Genomic DNA, 12,902 nt, shown 5'->3' with positions numbered 1-12,902 from the left:
TTTAAATCCTTTCCAGAATTTTTAAAATCAGACTGTCGACCACCTGGTTCGGATCGGTTGCGAACTTGTTTTTTATGCGGTTTGCAATAATAGCATTGACACTGAGTATTTCGTGCCCCAACAACTTTCCTAGCGCATAATAACCGGCAGTTTCCATTTCAAAGTTGGTAAGCCAAAAATCGCTGGTTTTATTATGATAAAAAGTAAGGCTTTCGAGCAACCGTGCATACTTTACCGGGGTTCTTAGTACTCTCCCCTGCGGCGCGTAAAAACCCGGACATGTAACTGTGTTGCCAATGATCATATCGCTACAGAGTTGCTTTCTTAGCACGTCAGAACCTCTTACTACATAAGGATTAAAAGATAGCCCAATAGTTTCCTTAATGTCTTTGCCAATCTCTTTTTCAAATTCATCAGAGTCAAGTTCATAAAACTCCATAAGATTATCAAACCCTACGGCATAATCACTCGCCAGATGGCTTCCGACAGCAATGTCTTCCTGTAAACTACCTGAGGTACCAATACGAATGATCTTCAACTTCTTTCTCTTTGCTTTGATTTCACGCGTCTTAAGGTCAATATTCGCGAGGGCATCTAGTTCTGTCAATAATATTTCAACATTATCTGTCCCTATACCAGAACTTATAACGGTTATCCGCTTACCGTTGTAAACACCAACATGCGTGATGAATTCGCGCTTGTTCATTTCAAACTCCACCTCATCAAAATGCTGGCTTACGCGATATACTCTGTTAGGGTCACCTACCGTAATGATCGTATCTGAAATATGCTTAGGCAAGAGATTCAGATGGTATACACTACCATCGGGATTAAGTATAAGATCAGTATCAGAAATCTTACCGGACATCAACACTAAGCATTAATTTTTTGGGCAGGGTTTCCAAACACAGTTTCTCCTGCTTTAACTGCTGACACAACTACAGAACCTGCTCCCACACGTGCTCCTTTACCAATAGTGATACCTGAAACAATGATAACACCTGAACCTATAAATGCTTCCTCTTCTATTACCACACCTGCGTTAATGATACTTCCCGCTCCTATCTGCACATGATCCGCAACTTTGGCTTCAGCACCTATCACAACGTTTGCATTTATCAGGCATTGGTTCGCGATTTCAGCACCTGCTCCTACGGAAGTACCTACATCAATAAAATTGCCATGTCCCACGCTGGCAGACGAAGCAAGTATTGCTGAAGGATGAATTGCATTAACAGGCTGTACGTGACGCACCTCTTGTATCATCTTTACAATGTTCTTCCGTAACTTATTATCGTCTATTGCCACAAAGGCCTCGCACTTTTTACCAATAAGCTTCAGGTAGCCATCATCATCTGTACTTCCAAGAACTGATACATTATCAATTTCAGTAGAATGCAGAGACTTATTATCATCAAGGAAACAGTAAACCACATTTCCATTGCGTTCAAAAATCTCTTTTGCGGCTCTTCCTAAATAGTTAGCGCCAAAAATTATTACCGGGTTTTCCATGTTTCAAAATTACTTTGCCACTTGTTTCTGGGCAAGACATCTCATTGACGTTATAAATGATATTAAAGGATTATTAAGCGAAACAAGAAAGACAAAATAAGGAAGATATCCTACCCTGTATCTTGATAATGTCCCGAAATTGGGAGTCGACAAAGTTATCAGGATACATAACAGAACAACATAAACTACGATTGATAGCAATAGAATATTGTCTTTTGAATGAAAGAGCAGATGAATGTTCTTTATTGCCGACAGTGTCAGAATAAGCAGCATCAGATTTTCGACAGAAGAAATAAATTGAAACACATTCCCTGCTTCAATAATAACTGGACGATAGATACCCGAAAAAAGTGCCAAAGGTACATTTACAATAAAGCTGCTAAGCGTTGGCTTAAGATCGTTAAATTGTACTTTATCTTCTGGTAACGATATCGAGTTATAGGCGTCCTGATTACTCACGATCACCTCCAATACACGATCCATATAAAGATTAGGGTGGATAAATGTTATAGCCACTAGTGGCAGTACAAAAATACCTACCCATGTAACAGCCTTTAGTAAAAGACTCCTTTCTTCCAGAAGCCGGTAAAAAAGTGTTTTAAACAATATGTTTGTAAAAACAACAGGCACAAAAATGCCAAGAAAGTAATACTTGAGCCCCCACAAGATCCAAACTGCAGGAACAACACTTATCAATTTATAAAGACCTATTTTACCTCTATCCCAAAACTCAATAAACAAGGCCGTGAGATAAAAAAGAGAAGCTGCTGCAAGGCTTTCTTTAATAATACCCGAACTCCAGAAAACAGCTGACGGCAAAAAGGCAAAAGCAAGTAGTGCCGCTTTTTTTAAACCAGGCTTATATTGGATAATCTTTTTAACAAGATACCAGGATGCAAAGAATGAGATCAAAGAAAAGTATGCAGTTGTTATCCAGTAGTTACCGGAGGTGGCAAGATTAATCAAAGCAACAAACTTAATGAATAGCACTGCCCGAGCTTCCGTAATTTCCAAAGCAAGCTTATTACCATTCACTGTATTCGTTAAAAGAAATTCTACAAAAGCCCCCGCATCATTCTTTGCAATTCCTACCAGGGTATTAGCTTCATGAAAGTAAATTAGAGTATCTCCTGTTGCATAGTAGTGATGGTAAATTACTCCCAGCATAATACCGCAGGCAATTTTAAAAGAGGCAGCGGATAAATAGAAGAACTTAAGTTGCTTGTCTTCTCTTGCTGATAACCTCCAAAGTATGCCAACGATAAATATAATATGAAGCAAATATAGAAACACACTCATGCCAAGGAGGGTCTTATAATGGATGCGCCTATATTACACTCTAAGCATCTTTTCCGCAGACAAAAATTATTGTAGAGTTCTATTGCAGCTTGTGTATCAAAAGAAGTCTTACATCTGATGCCTAACGAACTCCAGTTTCTGGTAATCATATTTTCCTCCGCAGGAATGTATTGAAGAATATCAACAGCCCTGTCAATAAAATGTTGGTCATCATGTGCCTTACCATAGGCAACTAACAAGGGCACTGCAGTATTTATGATTAGATTATCGATGCTTGCTTTGCCTATTGACGATATGGTAGACTCCAGCTTTTGCCCGAACAAATAGTGGTGTTTCCAATAGGAGGACTGCTCCGCTGAAAACAATTCAACGAGTGCCTTGTAAGATGTGGCTTCCAGAATCTTTGAGCATATATTCTTCTCAGTAACAATAAGTGCTGCCAATTGAGCCAACCTGATCGTAGGAAAATTAGCAGGTCTTAGTCTGAGAAACTTCCATTGTGACTTATTCATTTTATGATCCTGCAGCGAGAACTTCTGCGACAGCAACTTGTACTCCCTTTTTAATTCGAGGAAGTAAGCGTCTTCCATTTCTTCTTCTAAAAATCCTGCCTGACCAAAAAGCAATCCTTCTACCTGAGATGATTTATCCGCGTGTTTTAAGATTACTTTATATGGTAGCCCCTTAGATAATGCGTGAAATGCATCTGCATTCACTTTAAATCCAAAGTTTTTACATAGAAACTGGTAGCATGTTTCTTCCCAATCATTGTTATTTACCCGCAGTGCCGCCAGAATACCCATTGCTTTATTTTCCAACCTGCTCATCACCGCCTTTTCAAACATAGAAAGTCGTGTAATATCACTCACGCTCATGATGGTTGCTGCGCAGGGAATAGCTTCAGGATTTCTAAAGAGGTTATTATAACGCAACATCAAGGCGTCATCTACTCTTCCCCGAAGTTCAAGGGTATGAAGGTTACTGTTATCTCTTCTGTTTACAGGCTTATCTTCAGCCCATACTACATGCAGTATCACGTTGTCATAAGCAGGATCTGTATCATGGTTATGATCATACCATCCGGATGAATGAAAGTGAATTTCTACATTACCAATCCATTCTATATTACCTATACGGATTCGTGCATTTGAAAAATCAGGGCCAGCGTTAGTGTTGCGATAACCAGGGTTAAATACTACAAGATCTTCTCCCCCTGTTGTCTGTAAGTTGCTACGGTTGAAGTATTGGAATTGCCAGATATAATGTAGTAAAGACTCCTGCATCGTTTTGACTTTAGGAAGTTTACTATTTACGTCATTTAAAAAACAAAATCAATGCTTACTACCCATTACTTCAGATAAAGGTCCAGATACTGTTCCATCTGTTGTTGCACGCTAATACTTTCCTTCTTTGCTGCGGAGGCGAAATCATGATCATTTGATGCATAGATAATAGACCGTGCTGCATTAACAAGTAACCCACAGGTCCTATTCATTCCATATTTTGATACTGTCTGCAGATCACCCCCTTGCACACCATATCCTGGCACCAGGAAGAAATGCTCAGGAGCGATATCCCTGATCTCTTTAAACTTTTCTGACTGTGTTGCTCCAACTACATACATTATCTGATCTTTCGTACCCCACTCCTGCGACTTCAACAGAACTTCTTCATACAGTTTTCTTCCCGTAACCTTCGACTCTATTAATTGAAAATCTGCACTACCAGAATTTGAAGTGTGCGCCAGTAGTATTACCCACTTATTCTGGAATTGCAGGAACGGCTTCACTGAGTCTTCTCCCATATACGGTGCCACTGTAATTGAATCAAAATTCATTTGTTCAAAGAAAGCTCTAGCATATAGAGCAGAAGTGTTGCCTATATCGCCTCGTTTAGCATCGGCTATTGTAAAAATATCTTTTGGTATATAGTTAAGTGTTTTTTGAAGAGACTCCCATCCTTTAGGCCCTAGCGCTTCATAAAAAGCGATGTTAGGCTTATAAGCAACACAATAAGCGTGTGTTGCATCTATTATCTGTTTATTAAATTCGAATACAGGATCATCAGAAGACAAAAGGTGCTTGGGAATTTTAGTAATATCAGTATCAAGCCCAACGCATAGATATGATTTCTTTTTTCTGATCTGTTCAAATAGCTGGCTGGAAGTCATTGAAGTAGAGATATTAAATCTTTTAACGCGCCCTAAATTAGTTGTAAAAATTAACAAAGTACAGAAACAGAAACGGCCACCTTCTCAGGTAGCCGTTTTCGTAATGTATTATTACAACGAACTTATCGCAAATCAATTACCTCTACACCAGGATATTTCTTAGGATCGAAAGTAAACATACCATCCGATACTGAAGGACTAGGTGTGAATTTAGTAATGGAGTACTTATATTTATTTCCTCCCTTATCAAACATTGTCCAGCTTTGAATGCTCTTATCTTTTTTGGCAATGTTCATTCTTACTTTAAAATACTGAGCATCCTTCTTTTCAGGCACCAGGTCAACTACTTCGCACAAAACACCGCCTTCGGTTTTTTCCTCAAGAAAGAGGTACTTAAAACCTTTCTTGTAAATCTCATAGAACTTAGATGGGTTCAGATCATCTGAATTAGGATCATAATTATCAATGTTCACTTCCTTCGCTTCCGGCAGGTAAGTCCAAAGGGTTGCTCCATTGTTAATCACCTCCTGCTCAGGCAGAACCAATTTATACTTATCACCTTTAACGGTTATTTTACCTTTAAACTCTTCATTAATTTTCTCTGTCTCATTGGTTAAAGTATAAGAGATATTCGCTTCAAAGGCAGGTATGCTTTTATACTTTTTGCTCATAGCATCCAGAATTTCAAGTGCTTTTGGATCGTACTGAGCAAACGTTACTTTAACAAAAGTTAGTAGAATAACAGCTAGAATCGACTTTTTCATTTATTCGTTTTACAATTTAGGTGCGAATTTAAGACTGACTATGTTTTTCACGAAGCTCATTCAATAATTGTTCCAAACTAATTTCATCCTTAATAAGCACCTCCCTTGCCTTACTTCCTTCAAAAGCACCTACAATGCCGGCAGCTTCAAGCTGATCTATCAATCGGCCTGCTCTATTATACCCTAACTTAAGCTTACGCTGAATTAAAGATGTACTACCCTGCTGATGCCCTACTATTAGTCTTGCTGCATCTTCAAAAAGAGAATCCCTGTCCGAAAGATCAACAGCACTTACACCTCCCTCATCTTCACCTTCAAACTCTGGTAGCATGTACGCAGTGTCATAACCACGCTGCGAACCAATATATTCCACGATCTTTTCGATCTCAGGTGTATCAACAAAAGGACATTGAATACGAATCATATCAGAACCAGAGGATAAGAGCATATCCCCCTGTCCTACTAATTGATCTGCACCACCAGTATCCAGAATTGTTCTTGAGTCTACTTTCGAAGTTACCCTGAAGGATAAACGCGCAGGAAAGTTCGCTTTGATAACACCAGTAATAACGTTTACTGAAGGGCGCTGCGTAGCCACCACCAGGTGAATACCAATAGCACGGGCTAACTGTGCCAACCTTGCAATAGGCGTTTCTACCTCTTTGCCAGCAGTCATCATTAAGTCAGCTAACTCATCAATAACCAGCACAATGTAAGGAAGGAACCTATGACCTTCTTTTGGATTCAGCTTTCGTGCTATAAATTTCGCGTTATACTCTTTCAGATTTCGAGCCCCTGCATCCTTCAGGATCTCATACCGGTTTTCCATCTCGATACAAAGTGAATTCAACGTATGAACTACTTTTCTTGTATCAGTAATGATAGCCTCTTCGCTATTCGGCAGCTTCGCCAGAAAATGTCGCTCTACTTTTGAGTAGATTGACATCTCAACTTTCTTAGGATCAACCAGTACAAACTTCAGTTGCGACGGATGTCTCTTATATAATAACGAGGTGAGGATAACATTTAGCCCTACTGATTTACCCTGTCCTGTTGCTCCCGCTACCAGAAGGTGAGGCATTTTGGCTAAATCAATTACAAGCGCTTCATTCGAAATTGTCTTACCCAAAGCCACAGGCAATTCCTTATCTGTTTTTGCAAACGCCTGTGTACCAAGCATAGACCTGATACTAACCATCTCCCTATTCTTGTTCGGCACTTCAATACCAATAGTTCCCTTTCCTGGTATAGGTGCTATAATACGAATACCAAGCGCTGACAAGCTAAGGGCTATGTCATCTTCCAGGTTTTTAATTCTTGATATCTTAATACCAGCATCAGGTACAATTTCATATAATGTTACTGTAGGGCCAATGGTAGCTTTAATACTCTGAATGCCTATTTTAAAATTAACCAGGGTAGCAACGATTTTATCTTTATTCTGGTTAAGCTCTTCCTGGGTAACACCCGCCCTGGCAGCATCATACTCGTTTAAAAGATCAAGCGTCGGAAACTTATAGCTGCTCAATTCCAATGTAGGATCATAGTCACCCTGCTCCTGTACAAGCTGCTCAGCAAGCTTATCCGTCTCCACCGGTTCTTCTACTGTAAATACAGGTTCTTCTACTTTCTTTGGCGGCGCGGGCTTCTCTACTTCCAGCTTAAGTTCTTGTGCCTTTGGCAAAACTTCAGCCGCTGCAGGCTGTTTTACTAGTACAACGGGTTCTGCTGGTTTATCAGCTTTTGTTTTTTCGGGCCAGTTGTCTTTGTCATCAGTATAAGAAGATACCAAGGGCTCTTCTTCCGGCTCTTCTTCCGAATCTTCATTAACAATAGCATCCGAACCCATAGGTTTAGGGTTCTTTACCTGGAAGGCAGGAATTGAGGTAATATTGAAGAAGAATATGATAAAGATGAAAAGCGCCAGTATCAGGATCAAAAATGTACCCCAGCCGAACAAACCATCACTTAAAATAGCAAGCTGGTAGCCAAGTCCCCCACCCAAAAAACTCCATTCGCTTACCCCATCATTCTTTAGCGTCATATAACCTAATAACAGGCAAAGCCAGAGGCCGGAGAATACAGCAAAGATTGTAAAGGCAAATACCCCAAGCAGTTGGCGCTTAAAAACTATATAAAACCCTATCAGAAATAATAACGGAGGAATAAAAAAAGCGGCAATACCAAACCACCGGAATATGAAGTAATGCGAGGTGATGGCTCCGTACATACCCAGCCAGTTCTCGATTTCCTTACCCGACTCCAGTATCGGTGTATTTGTAAGATCCTCTACCACACTATGATCTGCCTTACCTGTAAACAGATACGATAACAAAGCGAGAAACAGATACAAGCTGGTTGTAAGCAGGAATATACCTAATGCTAATTTAAAACGCGGATCTTTAAAGAATTCAAAATTGAACTTCTTCTTCGATGACTTACCCTTCTTCTCTTTCTCAGACTTTTTAAAGGTATTTGACTTGTAGGTGTTTTGTGCCATTTCCTTAATCCGCAAAACTAATTAAAAACATTGAAACGGTACGCCTTAAACGTACTATAGTTTCACCTCGAAAATTGATTGACATAACTTCTATTGAATAGGCATTTTTTTACTACTCTGCAAAAAAGCTTCCAATGTCACTAATCATTTATGCTAACGTGCAGCATAAGATATTCTTTGATTTTACCCCTATTTAATTATACTTTACTCCTTGTAATTTTTCCAAAAATGAAAAATCTAACCCAAGTTTTAACCTTATTACTAATTGCGTCCCTAGTTATGAACTGTTCTTCCACCAGGCAGGAAGAGGTAGCAGATAATATTCAGCCACCAAAACCTGAGAAAATCCCACACGAGTTAACGGCTCATGGCAATAAGAGAAATGACAATTACTATTGGATGAAGCTTTCCGATGCACAGAAAAATGCAGAACAAAAGGATGAGCAAACTACCAAGGTAATCAACTACCTGGATGCGGAAAATGAGTACCTGAAAGCAAAGATGAAGCATACCGAACCTTTGCAGGATAAGCTTTATAATGAAATTGTAGGACGCATTAAACAAACGGATGAGTCAGTTCCCTATAAAGAGAATGGATACTGGTATTATCAGCGTTATGAAGAAGGTAAGGAGTATCCGATCTACTGTAGAAAGAAGGGCGACATGAATGCCACTGAAGAAGTTATGCTTAACGTAAATGACCTTGCCACAGGTCACGACTATTGCCAGGTACAGGGCCTAAACGTAAGTGAGGATAACAACCTGCTTGCATATGGTGTTGATACAGTCAGCAGAAGACGATATACTATTTATATTAAAGATTTAAAATCCGGTAAGATAGTTGACCAACCGGTACCAAACACAGAAGGGTATGTTACGTGGGCTAACGATAACAAAACATTCTTCTACACCATGAAGGATTCTGTTACGTTGAGAAGCAAAAGCATTTACAGGCATAAGCTCAACACTGATCCCTCAAAAGATCCTTTGATCTATACTGAGAATGATGAAACTTTCTATGCAGGCATTAGCAAGACAAAATCAAAAAAGTATCTCATTATTTGGTCTGGTAGTACACTTACTAACCACTATCAGATTCTTGATGCCAGCACGCCGGAAGGAAAATTCAGAGAATTTAGCCCGAGAGAACGGGGTATAGAATACTCCATAGATCACTACCGAGATAAGTTCTACATAGTAACCAACCTGGATGCGCAGAACTTCAGGTTAATGGAAACGCCTGAAACAAAAACATCAAAGGAGAACTGGAAAGAAACTATCCCTCACCGTAAGGACACCCTGCTTACAGGTATTGAAATATTTAAGGATTACCTGGTATTGACTGAGCGTGCACAAGCCAACGAGCTCATGCGCATTATAGATCAAAAAACCGGCGCTGAGCATTATTTAAATTTCGGTGAGCCTGCTTATACCATTAGTCCTTCTGTAAATGTTGATTTCGACACTGAATTAATCAGATATGGCTACACATCTCTTACAACTCCTAACTCTACGTACGATTACAACATGCGCACCAAAGAGAAAAAGCTTTTAAAGCAACAGGAGATCGTAGGTGGATATAATCCGGAGAATTATCAAACGGAAAGACTTTGGGCAACTGCAGCCGATGGCACCAAAGTACCGATGTCTATTGTTTACAAAAAGGGGATTAAAAAAGACGGCAACAACCCCACGCTCATTACTGGCTATGGATCTTATGGGTCAAGCAACGATCCTTATTTTTCATTAACAAGATTGAGCCTCCTCGACCGCGGATTTATTTTTGCCATAGCGCATATACGCGGCGGCCAGGAAATGGGAAGGCAGTGGTATGAAGACGGAAAGATGTTTAAGAAAAAGAACACCTTTACAGATTTTATTGATTGTACTGAGTACCTGATAGAACAGAACTATACCAAACCAGAGAAACTATATGCAACGGGCGGAAGCGCAGGTGGTTTGCTTATGGGTGCCGTTGTAAACATGCGTCCTGATTTATATAAAGGCGTTGTAGCTAAAGTACCTTTTGTAGATGTGGTAACCACCATGCTTGATGAGTCAATACCATTAACTACAGGTGAATTTGACGAATGGGGCAACCCTGACGTACTTGAGTCTTATATGTATATGCTCGAGTATTCACCATACGACCAGGTGAAAGCTCAGAACTACCCCAACATGCTAGTAACTACAGGCCTTCATGATTCACAGGTGCAATACTGGGAACCTGCAAAATGGGTTGCAAAGCTCAGAGAAATGAAAACAGACAACAACACCTTATTGCTGCGCACCAACATGGAAACAGGCCATGGTGGCACTACAGGGCGTTTTAAAGTGTACAAAGAAATAGCACAGGAATACGCATTCATTCTTGATCTCGCTGGTATAACACAATAATATATAAGATATAATGCAATAACAGGAAGGTGCAGCCCCACAAAGGCTGCGCCTTCCTGTTTTTATTCTTACCGCATAGGCGCAAATAACTTCACTGCTTTTCTTTATTAAATAGTCTGATTTTGTCCATCTAAATACAGCACTGATAATGCACTTAAAAATTATTGATAACAAAGGCTAGGATCTGAAACATTTCTGGCAGAAATCCGACAACACTAATAATGGGAGATACGAGTAGTGTATAAACGAAGGAATCTGTTTCATTTCCATTTCAAAAAATGGTTCTTCTACACAATAGCGCCTGAAACCTTCCTCGCTACCGCTTCATCCCGTACGTTGTTATTTTCATTACCTTAGTATATGCAACAAAGCGATTCCTTACTCAATCACTTATCACAAAACAGCAAACTACCCATCCGTCTTGTATCTCCAACCTTTGGCCACCTGTCAGGCGAAAGCGTTACTAACTTCCCCACTACACATCGCAAACCTTATTACTTCTTTCTCTTAATGCTCAATGGCCATACACAACATGGTGTCGACCTTCAGCAATTCGATATAAAGAACAACGAAATGCTTTTCATTCTGCCGCATCAAATTCACCAGTTACCCACTACAAAACATGGTAGCGACTATTACAAACTTGGCTTTGATGAGCATTGCCTTTCCCTCTTACCCAAACAATATCCCTTTCTCATCAATCCGTTAAACAATCAAAAAATTGAATTTACATCATCCGCTGCGGCAAGGCTAAAATCTATCTTCGAAATACTGCTCGGACTATTGAGCACCATGGACACTGAGCCCGAACTTATCCTGGCACACCTTAACAGTCTTTTAACAGAAATCAATACAGCTTACTTTTCCGCTGATACAAATCCCGCGGATGACAAGCTCTCCAAGTACATCAGCTTTAAAGTCTTTGTAGAAAACAACCTGACTGATCACCCAACAATTAAAGACATCGCTGAACAACTTGCGCTTAACACAAACAGTTTATACAGCATCGTTAAACATTACTCTGGGCTTTCGCCGAAAGAATTTATGACTAACCGTCTCATTATGGAGGCACGTCGACGCCTCTACTATACAGAAAGCTCATCGATAAAAGAACTTGCTTACGAACTTGGCTTCAACGATCCGGAATACTTCTCCCGTTTATTTAAAAAAGTAACGGGCAAGACCATTGGTATGTTCTTCCAGGATTTGTCAGGGAACTAATACGTTTTGTCCGGCCCTCGATCTGGCATTCGCCTGATCTTTGTTCATCTATAAATAATTAATGTATGAACAGAAAACTAGGAAAAAACGGACCGCTTGTTTCAGCCGTTGGTTTAGGTTGTATGAGCATGTCAGGCGCCTACGGACAAAGCAATGATAAAGAGTCCATCGCTACCATCGAAAGAGCACTCGAACTTGGTCATAATTTTTTAGACACTGCCGATTATTATCTCATGGGGCACAACGAAACGTTAATTGCTCAGGCCATTAACGGCAAACGCGATAAAGCTTTTCTCTCGGTAAAAACAGGTATGTTACTAGCACCCGGACCAAACGGCACCATGGCTCATGGCCCTGTAAATACCCACCCCGACTACCTGCGCAATGCAATTGTTTATAGCCTTCGGCGGCTTAAAACAGATTATATCGATCTCTATACACCAGCACGGGTAGATCCAAACATTCCTATTGAAGAAACAATTGGCGCCCTTGCTGATCTTGTTCAGAAAGGCATCATTCGCCACATTGGCCTCTCTGAGGCATCAGCAACTACCATTCGAAAAGCTGCCGCAGTTCATCCTGTTGCAGCCCTGCAAATAGAATACTCTTTATGGAGTCGCGATATTGAAGAAGAAATACTTCCTACACTTCGCGATTACGGCATCGGACTGGTTGCCTATGCTCCGTTGAGTCGTGGCTTTTTAACAGGCGAATTCAAAAAGCCGGAAGACCTTAAAGACAACCGCATGAACATGCCGCGCTTCCAGGGTGAAAACTTTTACAAAAATCTTGAACTGGTAGAAAAGATTAAGTCACTGGCCAACGAAAAAGGATGCACACCATCGCAGCTGGCCATTGCCTGGGTACTGGCACAGGGAGACGATATCATTACCATTCCCGGCACCAAACACATAAAACGTCTTGAAGAAAACATAGCATCAGAGAGGGTGCGGCTTACTCAGGAAGACTTACAAGCCATCGAAGCGATTATGCCTGCCGGCACAGTTGCTGGCACGCGTTATCCTGAAAAGTTTATGAA

General features: G+C 40.3%; 10 protein-coding genes. 3 read left to right on the top strand and 7 right to left on the bottom strand.

The features are described from left to right. Nucleotide 1 precedes the first annotated feature (1 nt). The 7 genes from KK060_RS23385 to KK060_RS23355 form a co-directional block, all read right to left on the bottom strand. Nucleotides 2-868 (bottom strand): nucleoside phosphorylase, encoded by an 867-nt coding sequence (locus KK060_RS23385; protein WP_254157458.1) that lies wholly within the window; start codon nucleotides 866-868, stop codon nucleotides 2-4. 5 nt (nucleotides 869-873) lie between these two features. Then, nucleotides 874-1,512 carry an acetyltransferase gene (locus tag KK060_RS23380; RefSeq protein WP_254157456.1) on the bottom strand — a complete coding sequence of 213 codons (639 nt, stop codon included), beginning with the start codon at nucleotides 1,510-1,512 and terminating at the stop codon, nucleotides 874-876. A gap of 9 nt (nucleotides 1,513-1,521) precedes the next feature. Beyond that, nucleotides 1,522-2,811, bottom strand: coding sequence for a hypothetical protein (locus tag KK060_RS23375; RefSeq protein ID WP_254157454.1), 1,290 nt, complete (start codon nucleotides 2,809-2,811; stop codon nucleotides 1,522-1,524). Further along, a complete protein-coding gene (locus tag KK060_RS23370; protein ID WP_254157452.1) occupies nucleotides 2,808-4,094 on the bottom strand; it encodes a DUF2851 family protein in 1,287 nt (428 codons plus the stop codon). The genes KK060_RS23375 and KK060_RS23370 overlap by 4 nt, the downstream gene beginning before the upstream one ends. A gap of 65 nt (nucleotides 4,095-4,159) precedes the next feature. Further along, nucleotides 4,160-4,981 (bottom strand): orotidine-5'-phosphate decarboxylase, encoded by an 822-nt coding sequence (gene pyrF / locus KK060_RS23365; protein ID WP_254157450.1) that lies wholly within the window; start codon nucleotides 4,979-4,981, stop codon nucleotides 4,160-4,162. A gap of 122 nt (nucleotides 4,982-5,103) precedes the next feature. Beyond that, complete coding sequence (lolA1, locus tag KK060_RS23360; RefSeq protein WP_254157448.1) at nucleotides 5,104-5,745, bottom strand: outer membrane lipoprotein periplasmic chaperone LolA1; 642 nt, start codon at nucleotides 5,743-5,745, stop codon at nucleotides 5,104-5,106. A gap of 28 nt (nucleotides 5,746-5,773) precedes the next feature. Continuing rightward, nucleotides 5,774-8,245 carry an FtsK/SpoIIIE family DNA translocase gene (locus KK060_RS23355; protein ID WP_254157446.1) on the bottom strand — a complete coding sequence of 824 codons (2,472 nt, stop codon included), beginning with the start codon at nucleotides 8,243-8,245 and terminating at the stop codon, nucleotides 5,774-5,776. A gap of 279 nt (nucleotides 8,246-8,524) precedes the next feature. Here KK060_RS23355 and KK060_RS23350 point away from each other — a divergent pair, with 279 nt between their 5' ends. The 3 genes from KK060_RS23350 to KK060_RS23340 form a co-directional block, all read left to right on the top strand. Beyond that, nucleotides 8,525-10,642, top strand: a complete 2,118-nt coding sequence (locus KK060_RS23350) for a S9 family peptidase (protein WP_254157444.1) — start codon at nucleotides 8,525-8,527, stop codon at nucleotides 10,640-10,642. Between the two features lie 360 nt (nucleotides 10,643-11,002). After that, the gene (locus tag KK060_RS23345; RefSeq protein WP_254157442.1) at nucleotides 11,003-11,863 is read left to right on the top strand and encodes a helix-turn-helix domain-containing protein; all 861 of its coding nucleotides are present in this window, start codon (nucleotides 11,003-11,005) and stop codon (nucleotides 11,861-11,863) included. 65 nt (nucleotides 11,864-11,928) lie between these two features. After that, nucleotides 11,929-12,902 (top strand): aldo/keto reductase (locus KK060_RS23340; RefSeq protein WP_254157439.1); only part of this gene is annotated, 974 nt, incomplete at its 3' end.

This window comes from Chryseosolibacter indicum, assembly GCF_018598585.1.
Classification (GTDB): domain Bacteria; phylum Bacteroidota; class Bacteroidia; order Cytophagales; family Cyclobacteriaceae; genus Chryseosolibacter; species Chryseosolibacter indicus.
This window is presented reverse-complemented; position numbering and strand designations above follow the sequence as displayed.

Bases quoted from the DNA above. Each gene is read 5' to 3' on its own strand.
- KK060_RS23350 (WP_254157444.1), top strand. From the start codon at position 8,525: ATGAACTGTTCTTCCACCAGGCAGGAAGAGGTAGCAGATAATATTCAG.
- KK060_RS23345 (WP_254157442.1), top strand. From the start codon at position 11,003: ATGCAACAAAGCGATTCCTTACTCAATCACTTATCACAAAACAGCAAA.
- KK060_RS23380 (WP_254157456.1), bottom strand. From the start codon at position 1,512: ATGGAAAACCCGGTAATAATTTTTGGCGCTAACTATTTAGGAAGAGCC.
- KK060_RS23355 (WP_254157446.1), bottom strand. From the start codon at position 8,245: ATGGCACAAAACACCTACAAGTCAAATACCTTTAAAAAGTCTGAGAAA.
- KK060_RS23375 (WP_254157454.1), bottom strand. From the start codon at position 2,811: ATGAGTGTGTTTCTATATTTGCTTCATATTATATTTATCGTTGGCATA.
- lolA1 (WP_254157448.1), bottom strand. From the start codon at position 5,745: ATGAAAAAGTCGATTCTAGCTGTTATTCTACTAACTTTTGTTAAAGTA.
- KK060_RS23385 (WP_254157458.1), bottom strand. From the start codon at position 868: ATGTCCGGTAAGATTTCTGATACTGATCTTATACTTAATCCCGATGGT.
- KK060_RS23370 (WP_254157452.1), bottom strand. From the start codon at position 4,094: ATGCAGGAGTCTTTACTACATTATATCTGGCAATTCCAATACTTCAAC.
- pyrF (WP_254157450.1), bottom strand. From the start codon at position 4,981: ATGACTTCCAGCCAGCTATTTGAACAGATCAGAAAAAAGAAATCATAT.